At 60.1% G+C, this 14018-nt stretch carries 15 protein-coding genes and 1 tRNA gene; 12 read left to right on the top strand and 4 right to left on the bottom strand.

The annotated features are described in order from the left end of the window. Position 1: 1 nt before the first annotated feature. Genes H035_RS19735 through purE form a run of 3 tightly spaced genes read right to left on the bottom strand, consistent with a single transcriptional unit; the run spans position 2 to position 3620 of the window. Positions 2-1999, bottom strand: coding sequence for a GumC family protein (locus tag H035_RS19735; RefSeq protein WP_022949467.1), 1998 nt, complete (start codon positions 1997-1999; stop codon positions 2-4). Positions 2000-2019: 20 nt separating this feature from the next. Then, complete coding sequence (locus H035_RS0113325) at positions 2020-3102, bottom strand: 5-(carboxyamino)imidazole ribonucleotide synthase (protein ID WP_022949466.1); 1083 nt, start codon at positions 3100-3102, stop codon at positions 2020-2022. Further along, positions 3099-3620, bottom strand: a complete 522-nt coding sequence (gene purE, locus H035_RS0113320) for a 5-(carboxyamino)imidazole ribonucleotide mutase (protein WP_022949465.1) — start codon at positions 3618-3620, stop codon at positions 3099-3101. The genes H035_RS0113325 and purE overlap by 4 nt, the downstream gene beginning before the upstream one ends. 208 nt (positions 3621-3828) lie before the next feature. On the opposite strand from purE, the gene H035_RS19730 reads away from it, so the two are divergent. The 10 genes from H035_RS19730 to H035_RS0113270 all read left to right on the top strand — a co-directional run bounded on the left by H035_RS19730 (position 3829) and on the right by H035_RS0113270 (position 10380). Continuing rightward, entirely contained in the window at positions 3829-4506 is a 678-nt protein-coding gene (locus tag H035_RS19730) for a MotA/TolQ/ExbB proton channel family protein (protein ID WP_022949464.1), read from the top strand. After that, positions 4503-4919: an ExbD/TolR family protein gene (locus H035_RS0113310; protein ID WP_022949463.1), complete on the top strand. Its 417-nt coding sequence runs from the start codon at positions 4503-4505 to the stop codon at positions 4917-4919. Before H035_RS19730 ends, H035_RS0113310 begins: the two co-directional genes overlap by 4 nt. A 22-nt stretch (positions 4920-4941) precedes the next feature. Next, positions 4942-5130 (top strand): Trm112 family protein, encoded by a 189-nt coding sequence (locus H035_RS0113305; RefSeq protein WP_022949462.1) that lies wholly within the window; start codon positions 4942-4944, stop codon positions 5128-5130. Continuing rightward, positions 5127-5915, top strand: coding sequence for a 3-deoxy-manno-octulosonate cytidylyltransferase (kdsB, locus tag H035_RS19725; protein ID WP_022949461.1), 789 nt, complete (start codon positions 5127-5129; stop codon positions 5913-5915). Before H035_RS0113305 ends, kdsB begins: the two co-directional genes overlap by 4 nt. Then, entirely contained in the window at positions 5912-6397 is a 486-nt protein-coding gene (locus H035_RS0113295) for a low molecular weight protein-tyrosine-phosphatase (protein WP_022949460.1), read from the top strand. Before kdsB ends, H035_RS0113295 begins: the two co-directional genes overlap by 4 nt. Next, complete coding sequence (locus H035_RS0113290; protein WP_022949459.1) at positions 6397-6777, top strand: Dabb family protein; 381 nt, start codon at positions 6397-6399, stop codon at positions 6775-6777. The genes H035_RS0113295 and H035_RS0113290 overlap by 1 nt, the downstream gene beginning before the upstream one ends. A 75-nt stretch (positions 6778-6852) precedes the next feature. Next, complete coding sequence (locus tag H035_RS0113285; protein ID WP_022949458.1) at positions 6853-7578, top strand: dienelactone hydrolase family protein; 726 nt, start codon at positions 6853-6855, stop codon at positions 7576-7578. Then, positions 7575-8540 (top strand): acetyl-CoA carboxylase carboxyl transferase subunit alpha, encoded by a 966-nt coding sequence (accA, locus tag H035_RS0113280; RefSeq protein ID WP_022949457.1) that lies wholly within the window; start codon positions 7575-7577, stop codon positions 8538-8540. The genes H035_RS0113285 and accA overlap by 4 nt, the downstream gene beginning before the upstream one ends. Further along, positions 8537-9889 (top strand): tRNA lysidine(34) synthetase TilS, encoded by a 1353-nt coding sequence (gene tilS / locus H035_RS19720; protein ID WP_022949456.1) that lies wholly within the window; start codon positions 8537-8539, stop codon positions 9887-9889. The genes accA and tilS overlap by 4 nt, the downstream gene beginning before the upstream one ends. Positions 9890-9999: 110 nt before the next feature. Continuing rightward, positions 10000-10380 (top strand): hypothetical protein, encoded by a 381-nt coding sequence (locus H035_RS0113270; RefSeq protein WP_152486027.1) that lies wholly within the window; start codon positions 10000-10002, stop codon positions 10378-10380. A gap of 235 nt (positions 10381-10615) precedes the next feature. Here the strand turns inward: H035_RS0113270 and H035_RS0113265 are convergent. Next, positions 10616-10702: transfer RNA gene (locus tag H035_RS0113265), tRNA-Leu, on the bottom strand. 72 nt (positions 10703-10774) lie between these two features. Here H035_RS0113265 and rnr point away from each other — a divergent pair. Both rnr and rlmB read left to right on the top strand, forming a co-directional pair. Beyond that, positions 10775-13141, top strand: a complete 2367-nt coding sequence (gene rnr, locus H035_RS19715) for a ribonuclease R (protein ID WP_022949454.1) — start codon at positions 10775-10777, stop codon at positions 13139-13141. Between the two features lie 5 nt (positions 13142-13146). Beyond that, the gene (rlmB, locus tag H035_RS0113255; protein ID WP_407635339.1) at positions 13147-13896 is read left to right on the top strand and encodes a 23S rRNA (guanosine(2251)-2'-O)-methyltransferase RlmB; all 750 of its coding nucleotides are present in this window, start codon (positions 13147-13149) and stop codon (positions 13894-13896) included. The last annotated feature ends 122 nt before the right edge of the window (positions 13897-14018 follow it).

The raw sequence follows: 14018 nt of genomic DNA, 5'->3' as shown, positions 1-14018 counted from the left end.
TTCAGATTCGCAGACAAGGATGAATTTGTTGAATCTCATCCAGGGAATGTGTGGCTGCCGGGGGCGCCAAACGGCCGTAGGCGGACAATTCCGTGAGGGGCATGGGACCGGCGATATTTTCCAACTCGGCCAGTTTCAGGCCCTGGCGGACGATATAGAGCAAATAGGTGTGACGAATCGCTTCGGGGGTGATGGTTTCCCCGCCCCTCAGTCCGGCTTCGACCGCGGCCAGATAGATCAGTTTGGCCAGTTCTTCCTCGGCTGCGGGGACCAAGGGCGCGCCGCCGCTGGCCGCCAACCAGGTTTTCAGGCGGGGAGCCAGGGACAGGGCGCGGCGATGGGGCGGCGGGGGGAAAAGCTTGTCCTGGCTGAGATCGAGGTGAGCGGCGTTCAGGCGGAGCGTCTCGTCCGGCGTCAGCCCGCTAAGCAGTAGCGCGATGGATTGGCGGGTGCGCAGGTCGGCGTTGGCGAGCAAGGATTCCAGTTCGTCGCGGCTCAGTTCCCGGGGGAAAGGGGTTTCCAGTTGGGGCGGCGGGCTCGCTTCTTCCAGAATTGCCTGATCTTGCACCGCCCGGTTCAACAGATTCGAGGTTTCAGGCTTCGCGTAGACGTGGACTCCGGCCAGGGTCAGGCGGGTTTCTCCGCCGGCTCCGTTGGCTGAATCGGTTTCCTGGCGGGTCAGATATTCCGCCAACCAGACCGCCAGCAGCCCGAACCCCACCGAGGCGGCGACGACCCAACCCGCATCCCGCCAGTAATGAGGCCGGACCGGGTTTTTCGGGCGGTACGCGCGTTCGACCACTTCCACCGGGGGATATTTTGCCGACTGCTTGACTTCCAATTGGGTGATGCGGTCCTGGAACTCCCGTTGGCGTTCTTCCATTTGCTCCAATTCTTTAACCAAGGTTTCGTGCTGAGCGAAGCGGGTGCTGAATTCCGACGCCAATTGTTTGTGTTCGTCCAATTGGCGCCGGGTTTCCGCCACCGCTTGCCGGGCGCTGGCATACGCCTGCTCGGCCTGGGTCAGGACCACTTGCTGTCCCTCGCCCACCAGCTTCCGAATTTTGTCCTCGACTTCCCGAAGTTGCTCGGGGACCTTGCTGTAAGCGGGGTTGAGGCGAATGTAGTCGGGCGTGAAACGCTGCTTGAGGGCGGTCAATTCTTCCCGCAGTGCCTGGGCGCGCGAAACCAAGGTGGCCAGCACGCGCTCCTCGCTGTCGGGAACCACCGGCTTGTCGGCGGCGATGGCTTCGCGGATGGCCTCCACGCGCGCTTTGGCTTTGACCGCTTCTTCGCTCACCTGGTTCATGGTTTCGTTCAATCCTCGAAGGCGCGCCAACACATCGTTTTCGCTGCGTTCCAGGGAGGCGATATCGTAGCGTTGCCGAAACGTCTCCAGTTCCCGGTGCTTGGCGGCGATTTTTTCGTCCAATGCGGTCAACTGTTCGTTCAGTGCCGCCAGGGTGGCGCCGGTGGTGGCCTGGATTTCACGCGCCCGGGTCGCCATATAGACATCGATCCAGGTGTTGACCAGGGGGGCGAGCAAATCCCGCTTGGGGCCCTCGGCGCGCAATTCCACCAGATTGGTGTCGGGAGTGGGATGGACGGCGAGCATGTTTTTGAGATCTTCCGGGTCCAGTTCCAACGACGACAGGAAGCCTTCCCCTTCCAACCGTTCCCGGGTTTCCACCAGCAGCGGCTGGCCGGTGAGCAGGACCTGCTGGATGGCTACATGTTGGGGGTCGACGATGGTTTCGGTGTGATCGGCGGCCGGAGGCGAGGTGGTCAACAGCGAGGCGCTGGCGCGATAGATGGGTGGGCGCAGAAAAACCACCGCCAAGCCGATCAGCAAAACGAGCGAAGTCGCGATGGCGAATATCTGCAGCCGCCTAGATCGATACCAAGGAGGCGTCTCCGGAGCGGCTCTATGGGAACGCTCCGGCCCGACCAAGCGCTCGATCTGGATGCGGTTTCGCGGTTCTTCGAGTGGATCGGCCATAGCGGCACCTCGTGTGGAATTTAAGGCAACTGTCCCAGCAAATGATGGAGGCGGTCCTCCAGCGTGTTTTCAGCATCCGCGCGTACGGTGGTATGACCCACTTTGCGTCCCGGTCGTTCGGCCTTGGCGTAATAGTGGCCGTGGACGCCGGCTTGTTCCAGGACATCGGTCAAATTCGGCAGCATCCCGATGAAATTGACCAGGGCGGCGTAGCCGACCGGCTCGGTGCTGCCCAAAGGGAGATCCAAGATCGCTCGCAGGTGATTCTCGAATTGGCTGGTTTCCGCGCCTTCGATGGTCCAGTGGCCCGAGTTATGAACCCGGGGCGCCATTTCGTTGGCGAGCAGGCGGCCGTGCACGTCGAAAAGTTCGAGCGCCAGGACGCCCACGTAATCGAGATGTTCCAGCAGTCGCCGGATATGGCTTTCGGCCTGGCCGGTTTGGGAATCGTTCGGGCGGCTGCGGCTCAGATGCAGAATGCCGTTTTTATGCACGTTCTCGCTCACGGGATAGAAGGTGGTCCGTCCGCTTCGGCTCCGGACGGCGATGATCGAAAGTTCCCGCTGGAAAGGCACGAAGCTTTCTCCGATCAGCGCCTGTTCCGCCAATGTTTCCCACGCCGCTTCCATGTCGGCGGTGGTGCGGATCAGTGCCTGGCCCTTGCCGTCGTAGCCGAAGCGGCGGGTTTTGAGCAAAAATGGCCAGCCCAGGATTTGGGGGGCGTTTTCCAGATCCTGGCGGTTGTCGATGGCGAAAAATCGCGGAGTGGGGATATCCAGCTTCTGAAAAAGGGTTTTTTCCCGCAACCGGTCCTGACTTTCCGCCAGCGCCGCAAGGGGCGGGTGAATGACCGCCTGGGCGCTCAGTCGTTCGAGTCCTTTCAAGGAGACGTTCTCGAATTCGTAGGTGATGACGTCGCAGCGCTCCGCCAAACGATCCAGCGCGTCCGGATCGTCGTAGGGAGCTTGGATATGTTCGCATAGCTGGGCGGCGCAAGGGTCGGGAGCCGGGTCTAACACGACAAATCGAAGCCCCAGGGGATAGCCGGCCAATGCCAGCATCCGCGCCAGTTGGCCGCCGCCGATGATTCCGATGGTGGTCATGAGCGTTCCTCCCGAGGGTCGGGGTGCGTCAATACCGCTTCGGTCTGGCGGTGGCGGAAAGTATCCAGCGCGGCGGCGATCTCGGGATGGTGATTGGCCAGGATGGCCGCCGCCAATAAGGCGGCGTTGGTTGCTCCCGCCTTGCCGATGGCGAGCGTTCCCACCGGAATGCCGGCCGGCATTTGCACGATGGACAACAGGGAGTCGAGGCCGTTCAAGGTCCGCGATTGCACCGGCACGCCCAGAACCGGCAGCGTCGATTTGGCGGCCACCATGCCCGGCAGGTGGGCGGCGCCGCCGGCGCCGGCGATGATCACTGCCAGTCCGCGTTCTTTGGCATGGGTTGCGTATTCGAACAGGAGGTCGGGGGTGCGGTGCGCCGAGACCACCTGTACTTCAAAGGGAACGGACAATTGCTCGAGCATATCGCCGGTATGGCGCATGGTATCCCAATCCGACTTGGAACCCATGATGACGCCTACCAGCGGTTTGGGCTTGGAGGTTCTGTGGCTGGTCATGGAGTGTTGTTTTGCTAGATTTAAAAAGACGGATTTTCCTTCCGCCTATTATGACAAATCCTGGCACTCTATGGCGCGTCTGTCTGTGGTTCCGATGTTTACCGGCGGGCGAGTGGATTACGGGAATAATGGTCGCGGCTCGCTAAGGCTTCGAGTCTAAGGAAGGGATGGAGTACAATTCTTATTTTTACGATGTAAGGGGAATACGGTGCTGGAAATCATCAAGGCCGGCGGTTTTTTGATGTGGCCGATTCTGGCGTGTTCGGTTCTGGCCACGGCAATTATCTGCGAGCGTTTCTGGAGCCTCCGACCCAAGCGCATTCTTCCGCCTCGCCTGGTCGCTCAGGTATGGCAACTGTACCGCAAACGGCAGTTGGATTCGACCCATTTGCGGCATCTGCAAACGTCTTCGCCCTTGGGCGCGGTCCTGGCGGCGGGATTGGCCAACTACCACTACGGTCGGGAGGTGATGAAGGAAGCCATCGAAGACGCCGGCCGTCAGGTGGCGCATGAACTGGAGCGGTTTCTCAACTCCCTGGGCACCATTGCCTCGATCACGCCGCTTTTGGGACTGTTGGGTACGGTGCTGGGGATGATTAAAGTATTTTCCGCCATTACCACGCTCGGGGTGGGAGACCCCAAAGTCCTGGCCGGCGGTATTTCGGAGGCCCTGATTACCACCGCGACCGGGCTTTCGGTGGCGATACCGACGCTGATTTTTCATCGCTATTTTCAGGCGCGGGTGGATGAATTGGTCTTGGGAATGGAAAACGAAGCCCTGCGATTCATCGAAATCATGCATAGCGAACAAGACACATCGGATTTGGAAAGCTCCGAAGCATCTTCCGCGAGCTATGTGAAGCAATCCGCGGAGGCCGATGCATGAATTTTCGCCGTCATCGCCGGGAGCGGATCGACCTGAGCCTGACGCCGATGATCGATGTGGTGTTTTTGCTGCTGATTTTTTTCATGGTGACCACCAGTTTCGAACGGGATTCGGAGCTCAAGATCGAATTGCCCGAAGCCCAAAGTCAGCAGCGGACCAAGCGTCAGGTGCTCGAGGTGGCCATCGACGCAAGCGGTCGGTACTACATCGATCGACACGAGTTGGTCAATTCCCGCATCGAGACCCTCAAAAAAGCCTTGCGTGAAGCCCTGAAGGAAGATGCTCGGCCCGTGGTGGTGATCTCCGCCGATCGGAGAGCCTCCCATCAGGCGGTGATTCGGGTGCTGGACGCCGCCCGCCAGCTGCAGCTGACCCATATTTCCTTCGCCACCCAAAACGCCACTGGGGAATAATTATCTGGGGAAAATTTAATCGATGGATAACAAGTTGCTGGATATTTTGGTCTGCCCGGTTTGCAAGGGCGAATTGATCTACGACGCCGAGGCTCAGGAGTTGATCTGCAAGGCGGATCGGCTGGCCTATCCCATCCGGGACGACATTCCGGTGATGCTCGAGGAAGAAGCGCGCAAGCTTAGCCTGGAAGAATACGATCGGCTGCCATGACTGCCTTCAAAGTGGTCATTCCGGCCCGTTACGCTTCATCCCGTTTGCCCGGAAAGCCCCTGCTGGAATTGGCCGGTCGCCCGATGATCGCCCATGTCTGCGAACAGGCTCTCCAGGCGGGAGCGGAAGCGGTGGTCGTGGCCACCGATGACGAGCGCATCGGGGCGGCGGCCGAAACCGCGGGCGTGACCGCGATTCTGACCGATACAGCCCATGCCAGCGGCACCGAGCGGATTCAGGAGGTGGTGCGGCGGATGGGTTGGCGCGAAGATGAGATCGTGGTCAATTGGCAGGGTGACGAGCCGCTTCTGGCGCCCGAGCTGGTCCATCATTTGGCCGAATCGTTGGCCGGCCATCCCCGGGCGGTGATGGCGACTCTGGCCACGCCCGCCACCGCCGAGGAGGTGTTCAGTCCCCATGCGGTCAAGGTGGTGATGGATAACGACGGCTGTGCCCTCTACTTCAGCCGGGCACCGATCCCCTGGTGCCGGGACGGTTTCGCCCAATCACCGCCCCGGGTGCCGGACGAGATCCATTGGCGCCACATCGGGGTTTACGCCTATCGGGCGGGGTTGCTGCATCGGTATGTGAATTGGTCGCCCGCGCCGCTGGAGAAAGTGGAAGCGCTTGAACAATTGCGGGTCCTGTGGCAGGGTGAAAAGATTTTCGTGGTGACGGTGTCCCACGCGCCCGAGGCGGGGGTGGATACGCCGGCGGATATCTCCCGAGTGGCGGACCGGCTGCGGGAGCGCGAGGCTGAAAATGCGAATCGAGGTGCGAGATGATTCGAGTCTTGTTTGTTTGCATGGGCAATATCTGCCGGTCCCCCCTCGCGGAAGGGGTGTTTCAGCGTCTATTGGAAATACACGATCTGGCCGATCAGGTTTTGATCGATTCAGCCGGAACCCATGCTTATCACGTGGGTAAATCGCCGGATTCGCGCGCTGTCCAAACCGCTTTCGCCCGCGGCATCGATTTGAGTCGTCTGCGTGCCCGTCAGGTGGACGGGGGGGATTTCGATGAATTCGATCTGATTCTGGTGATGGACGAGCACAACTACGATACGCTTCTGTTTACTTGTGCCGAACGTCACCGGGGCAAAATGCGGTATCTGCTCGATTTCGCCCCCCATCTGGAAAGCCGTCATGTGCCCGATCCCTATTACGGCGGGGAGGCCGGTTTCGAACGGGTGATGGATATGATCGAAGATGCCTGCGAAGGGTTGCTGAGGCATTTGCAGGCACAACTTCAACGAGAGGAGCCCTGATGATGCGTCGATTCATGCTTGTGTTGCTGTGCCTGTCCATCGGCTGGTGGGGAACCGCGTGGTCCGGCAGTTTGGCCAAATCCGGCCAGCTCAAACACGTGGTCATCGTCTGGTTGAAGCAACCCGACCAAGTGGGCCGCTTCATGGCCTTGAGCAAACGATTGGTCGATTTGCCCGGGGTGGTGGATTATAGCGTCGGGCCGGCCCGGCCGGGAGAGGAGCATGCCGACGGCGAACCTTTTCAGGTGGGGGTGGTGGTGACCTTGGAGAACCGCCAAGCGCTTTACGATTACATGCGTCACCCCAAGCATTTGGAGGTGATCGAAGCGATGCAGCCCTTGGTGGACCGCATTACCGTATACGATTTCATCACCCGGTAAGCGGAATTCCACCTCGGTTGCTTGTTCCATCACCCTTGAACCGGAATCGACAGAATCGAATTGGGAGGAAGAGAGATGACCATTCAGACCCGGGAAGTGGCGTATTTCGATGGCGACGTTCGTCTATTGGGGTTTTTGGCCTGGGATGACGCCATTGCCGAACCAATGCCGGCGGTGCTGATCTCCCATATGTGGGGCGGCCGGGAAACATTTGTCTGCACCAAGGCCGAGGCCTTGGCGGCCCAGGGGTACGTGGGATTTGCCCTGGATCTGTTCGGTGATGCCCGCTTGGGGTCGGGTCGCGAGGAAAATACCCGCTTGATCCAACCCTTTCTGGAGGATCGGGCGTTGCTGCAGCGGCGCATGCTGTTGGCCCTGGATACCTTGCGCGGGCAGGAAATGGTGGATAACAATCGGGTGGCCGCCATCGGTTATTGCTTCGGGGGCTTGTGCGTTTTGGATTTGGCCCGCACCGGCGCGGATTTGAACGGGGTGGTCAGTTTCCACGGTTTGCTGAAACCGCCGGAAAACACCCAAGGCAATCGAATCCGGGCCAAGGTTCTGGTGCTCCACGGCCACGACGATCCCATGGCCCCGGTCGAGGATGTGGTGGCGCTGGAGCGGGAACTGACCGAAGCCGGCGCCGATTGGCAGGTGCATGCCTACGGGCAGACCATGCACGCTTTTACCAACCCGATCGCGAACGACCCGGATTTCGGTACCGTCTATAATCCGGTCGCCGACCGGCGCTCCTGGGTCGCCATGCAAAATTTCTTGGAAGAGATCTTCACGACGTCATGAATCTAAATTACCTGGACTTTGAACAGCCGATCGCCGAGCTGGAGGCAAAAGTCGAAGAGCTCCGCCGCGTCGGCTTCGACAACGAAATCAATATTTCCGAAGAGATCAACCGGCTGGAGGAAAAAAGCCGGAAGTTGACCGCATCGATCTTTTCTTCCTTGTCGGCATGGCAGATCTCCCAGTTGTCGAGGCACCCCCTAAGGCCCTACACGCTGGATTATATTCAGCAAATCTTTACCGATTTCCACGAATTGCACGGGGATCGCGCGTTCGCCGACGACGCGGCCATCGTGGGCGGTCCGGCCCGCTTGGAAGGTCGCCCGGTGATGGTGATCGGTCACCAGAAGGGCCGCGACACCAAGGAAAAGATTCACCGCAATTTCGGCATGCCCAAACCGGAGGGTTACCGCAAGGCGCAGCGTTTGATGCAGATGGCGGAACGCTTTCGGCTGCCGGTCATCACCTTTATCGACACCCCCGGTGCCTATCCGGGCATCGACGCCGAGGAGCGGGGGCAGAGCGAGGCCATCGCCCGCAATCTGTTCGTGATGGCGCAACTCAAGACCCCCATCCTGTGCACGGTGATCGGCGAGGGCGGTTCGGGAGGTGCGCTGGCGATCGGAGTGGGGGATCGGTTGTTGATGCTCGAATTCAGCACCTATTCGGTGATTTCGCCGGAGGGCTGTGCCTCCATCCTTTGGAAAAGCGCCGACAAGGCGGAATTGGCCGCCGAAGCCATGGGTATCACTTACCGGCGGTTGGAGGAATTGAGCCTGATCGACGATGTGATTCCGGAACCCTTGGGCGGCGCTCATCGGGACAAAAAGCAATCGGCCGCCAATATCAAGGAAGTGCTGCTCAAGCACCTGCAGCAGTTGGAGCGAACCCCTTTGCCCCGCCTGCTCGATGAGCGCTACCAACGATTGATGAGTTACGGAGTGTATACCGAAGAATCCGCATGACCGGCTTGCTGGGCGGTTTAAGGCGATTCCTTTCGCAGCATCCCGCCAGCTTTTATTGGATTGGCTATAGCGGGGGAGCGGACTCCCACGTTTTACTGGATCTCTGTGCCCGGCTGGGGAGCAAGGAGGCGAGGTTCGGTGCCATGCATGTCAACCACAATCTCCATCCCGACGCGGGCCGCTGGGCCGAGCACTGTCAAAGTGTGTGTGGTCGCTTGCGTCTTCCCTGTCGCGTGTTGTCGGTCGAAGCTCGTCCCGGCGTCGGGGAAAGCCCCGAGGAGGCGGCGCGCAACGCCCGCTATCGGGCTTGGGAAGAATGGCTGGAAGCCGGTGCCGCGCTCCTGCTGGCCCAACATCAAGACGATCAAGCCGAAACGGTGCTGTTGCAGTTGTTGCGCGGCGCGGGGCCGGGGGGATTGGCGGGCATGCCACCCACGGCCGAACTGGGCGCCGGGCGGTTGCTGCGTCCCTTGCTGGACGTGCCCCGGCGAACCTTGCTCGATTACGCCGAAAGTCGCCGGCTGGATTGGATCGAGGACCCCGCCAATCGGGATTTGGCTTTCGATCGCAATTATCTGCGTCACCGAATTTTCCCCCTGATCCGTGCCCGCTGGCCCGCGTGCGCTCGAACCATCGCCCGCAGCGCCCGTCACTGCGGCGAAGCCCGGGCATTGTTGGACGAGACCTTGACGCCGCTTCTACAAACGGCGATCGATGCCGGCGGCGGCTTGGATGCAGCCGTGCTGGCCGGTCTTGATCGGCCCCGGAGCCGTTGGTTATTGCGGGCTTGGTTGAAACAACGCGGATTCCGCAGCCCTTCGGAGGTGCTGCTTGAGCGAATTGCCACCGAAGCGGTCACTGCCGCCACGGATCGGCAGCCCAGGATCGAATGGCCGGAAGGTCAAATCCGCCGCTATCGGGGGCGGTTGTATGCCTTGTCGCCGCAGCTCCTTCCCGAGCCCGGTTGGCAGGCGGATTGGGATGGAGACACGCCCATGAAGTTGCCGGGGGGCGGGGAGCTTGAATCCGTGCCCGCCTTTGGAGAGGGTATCGCCAAACGGGTATGGCGCGGCGGCGGTATTCAGATCCGCTATCGACGAGGCGGCGAACGGTGCCGTTTGCCGGGCCGGGAAGGCCGCCGTTGTTTGAAGAAATTGTTTCAGGAACGGGGGGTGCCGCCGTGGACGCGGGCGCGATTGCCGTTGATATTTATCCGCGGTGAGTTGGCCGCGGTGGCCGACTTGTGGGTCTGCGAGCCGTTTGCCGCGGAACCGGGCGAGGAGGGAATTTTATTGCACTGGAAGGTGAGCGGGGGCTTTGCATATGACGCGGTTGTGATAGAATCCTAGAGCGTGTGACAGCTATGGCTGTCACTTAGGCTGTACTCATTCAGCTGCCATAAAGCTTAGTAATAGTATTTTATATTTTTTGATAAGAATCACCGAAAGGGGTTTGACTGATGAAAACGATTAGAAAGGTACTGACCGCTGCCATGATCGCCGCTTCGGCGGGGACTATGGTGGGCATGGCTCCCACAAGTGCGATCGCTGCCGAGTCCGCAGAGGGGGTTAATCAGGCCATTTCCGACGTCAAAAAGGCGGTCACCGAAGCGATTGCCATTTCCAATGAAGGCACTGATGCCGATGCGTTGCTGAATAAAATCAGCGAAGCTAAGCAGTACTATAAGGAAATCACCGGTGATGCGTACGGTGCCAAAATCCAACGGTTGTCCGGTCGTTTGCGCCAGGCTCGCGGCATGACCAAGCGGGGGGATTTCACCGGCGCAGGAGAAAAGCTGGAAGAGGCCTTGGAAATTGCCAATTCTCTGCCGCCTGCCTGATTGATTGATTGTCAGGAGGGAAAACCCTTCCCTCATCATCCGCCCCGGTTTTGGCCGGGGCGGATTTTTTGCGTCATAAAAACGTCTTTTTATCGGGCGGGATGCGATTGCCTCGATGCAAGCCGGGAGTCGGCGGAGTCTTTCCGGCAGAGTCGCTTAGGATAGTTAAATGCATGTGAGGCACCAATGAAAAAGGGGCGAGTCCGATTTCTCGGGCTCGCCCCTTTCAGGGAATTGGTGCCGAGGAGAGGACTTGAACCTCCACGGGGTCTCCCCCACATGGACCTGAACCATGCGCGTCTACCAATTCCGCCACCTCGGCGAATAAAAGGAAAATATAGCGCCTACGTGCTAAGATGTCAACTTGAGATTACAAATTATAGAAATTGTGTGTATGGCAAGGAATCCGAAAAACGGCCCAAGCAAAAATAAAACCAAACGTCCCGCTAAGACCGGGGCTCGGCAGGCGCCGGCTCAAAAGCGCGGAAAGCGCCTCCCCAAGGAATCGGCCGCTTCAAATTCGCGACGATTTAAAATTCAGGACCCTTACGCCGAACGCGAGGCCCGAAAATACGAACGCCCGATCCCCAGCCGCGAGGCGATTCTTCTCTTGCTTAAAGAAAAAGGGATTCCTCTGGCTTTCGAGGAAATCGCCGATTGCCTGGGCGTGGAGGAAGCGAGTGACTTGGAATCCCTGCAGCATCGTTTGAAGGCGATGGCCCGGGACGGTCAGCTGCTTCGAAACCGGCGCGACCGTTATTGTTTGATTAACCGCGAGGATCTGATGAGCGGCCGCGTGATCGGGCATCCCGACGGTTTCGGTTTCCTGACCCCGGATGAAGGCGGCGAAGATCTCTTTCTGTCGCCGCGGGAAATGCGGCAAGTGTTTCACGGCGATCGCGCCGTCGCTTGCGTGACCGGGGTGGATCGCCGAGGGCGCCGGGAAGGGAGCATCGTGGAGATTCTGGAGCGCGGCCACGAAAGGGTGGTGGGGCGCTTGTTCGTCGAGCGCGGCATCGCCTATGTGGTGCCGGATAACAAGCGCATCACCCAGGATATTCTGATTCCCGAAGAACTCCTGAATGACGTCCAACCCGATCAAATCGTCGTGGCCGACATCGTCGAACAGCCGACGCGACGCAGGCGCCCCATCGGACGGATCGTGGAAGTGCTGGGGGAGCACATGGCGCCGGGAATGGAAATCGAAGTGGCCATTCGGGCCTTCGGCATTCCGTCCCAATGGCCCGAGGAAGTATTGGAGGAATCCCGCGAGTTCGGCGAGGAAGTGCCGGAAGCGGCCAAGCAGGGGAGGGTCGACCTGCGCGATGTGCCCCTGGTGACCATCGATGGGGAGGATGCGCGCGATTTCGACGATGCGGTTTATTGCCGGCCGACCCCCAAGGGTTGGCGTCTGATAGTGGCCATCGCCGACGTCTCCCACTATGTCCGGCCCGGTAGTGCCCTGGATCAAGAGGCGCTCAAACGGGGCAACTCCGTGTATTTTCCGCAACAAGTGATTCCCATGCTCCCGGAGGTCCTATCCAACGGCCTCTGTTCCCTCAATCCCCAGGTGGACCGCCTGTGCATGGTGTGCGAGATGCTGATCGACCGGGACGGCCGCCTGGTGCGTTCCAAATTCTACGAAGGCGTGTTGCGCTCCCATGCCCGCCTGACCTATACCGAGGTGGCGGCCATGCTGGTGGACAAGGATCGCACCCTGCGCAAGAAATATCGGGATTTGGTCGAACATCTGGAAAATTTATATGGGGTTTATCACGCCCTGCGCCGGGAGCGGGAACGGCGCGGCACCATGGATTTCGATACCGACGAGGCGCGGATCGTCTTCGGAGAAGCGCGCAAGATCGAACGCATCGAACCGGTGGTGCGCAACGACGCCCATAAGTTGATCGAAGAGTGCATGATCGCCGCCAACGCCGCCACCGCGCGCTTCCTGGACCGCAAGAAAATGCCCTATCTGCGTCGCATCCACGAAGGCCCCGCTCAAGATAGGGTGGCCGAGGTGCGTCAGTTTCTGGCCGAACTGGGTTTGAAGCTGCCGGGCGGGGATCAGCCCGAGCCGGGAGATTTCATGGCGGTGCTCAAGCAGGCGCGCGATCGGCCCGACGCCCATCTGATCCGGACCATCCTGCTGCGTACCCTCTCCCAGGCGGTCTACAGCCCCGAGAAAAAAGGCCATTTCGGCCTCGCGCTGGAATGGTACACCCATTACACTTCGCCGATCCGGCGTTACCCCGATCTCCTGGTTCATCGCGCCATTCGCCACGCATTGCAAGGAGGGCAGGCGAAGGATTTTAGCTACTCCCAGTCGGAACTCAAGACCATCGGCGAGCACTGTTCCATGACCGAACGGCGCGCCGACGAGGCCTCTTGGGACGTGATCGCCTGGCTCAAATGCGAATATATGCTGGATAAGGTGGGCGAGGAATTCGACGGGGTGATCTCGGCGGTCACCTCCTTCGGTTTCTTCGTGGAACTCAAGGACATATTCGTCGAAGGATTGGTGCATATTTCCACCCTGGGCCAGGATTTTTATCACTTCGACCCGGTTCGCCATTGCTTGATCGGAGAGCGCACCCACATTCGTTACCGCACCGGTGACGTGGTGCGGGTCAAGGTGGCGCGGGTGGACCTGGACGAGCGCAAGATCGACCTGGAATTGATCGCCCCGCTGGCGCCTGCCAAGCCCAAGTCCAAGTCCAAGCGCAGCCGTCGGCGGCGCAGCAAGAAAGCGGCGGCGTGATCGGCATGCGGATTTTCGGCTTGCATGCGGCGCGCACGGCGCTGGAACACGTTCCGGAGCAAACCCGCCGGGCCTGGCTGAACCGAAGTCCGGACCGCAAGCTTCTGGCCCTGCGGGAACGCTTGGAGGCGCTCGATATTCCCGTGGAGACGACCGATCGCAAGCGCCTGGACCGGCTCGCGGACAGCTCCCACCATCAGGGAATCGTATTGGAGGTGGCTTTGCCCCCCGAGAAGGGTGAGCGCGAGTTGGAAGAACGACTTTCGGCCACGGAAAAGCCCCTCTTCCTGGTCCTGGATCAGGTTCAGGATCCCCACAACCTCGGCGCGTGTCTTCGAACCGCCGACGCCACCGGAGTCACGGGGGTGGTCGTGCCCAAGGATCGCACGGTGGGGTTGACCCCCACCGTGTACAAGGTCGCCTGCGGCGGTGCCGAAACGGTACCCATCTATCGGGTCACCAATCTGGCGCGCACCTTGCGCCGTTTGAAGGAGGCCGGGGTTTGGATTGCCGGGGCGGCGGGGGAAGCGGAACAAGTGGCGTTCGAGGCGGATTTGAAAGGGCCGTTGGCCTTGGTCTTGGGGGCCGAGGGCAAGGGGCTTCGACGTCTGACCCGCCAATGTTGCGATTTTCTGGTCAAGCTGCCCATGGCGGGATCGGTGGAAAGTCTGAACCTGTCGGTGGCTGCCGGCGTACTTTTGTACGAGGTACTGCGGCAGCGCGAAATGAAAAATTCAGATCTTGGGTGTGTATAAGACATTGAGTCAATCCAGCGTTCACGATGAGAGCCGGAGAGAGCGCTCCGGAACCGCAACCCCCTTGCCCGGTACACCCGATGTTCACGTCTCTAACCTAAAGAAACATAGGTCGTTTCAAA

Origin of the sequence: Methylohalobius crimeensis 10Ki, assembly GCF_000421465.1 — a bacterium.
GTDB lineage: Bacteria > Pseudomonadota > Gammaproteobacteria > Methylococcales > Methylothermaceae > Methylohalobius > Methylohalobius crimeensis.
Note: the sequence above shows the minus strand (reverse complement) of the source record. Positions and strands in the feature narration are given on the sequence as shown.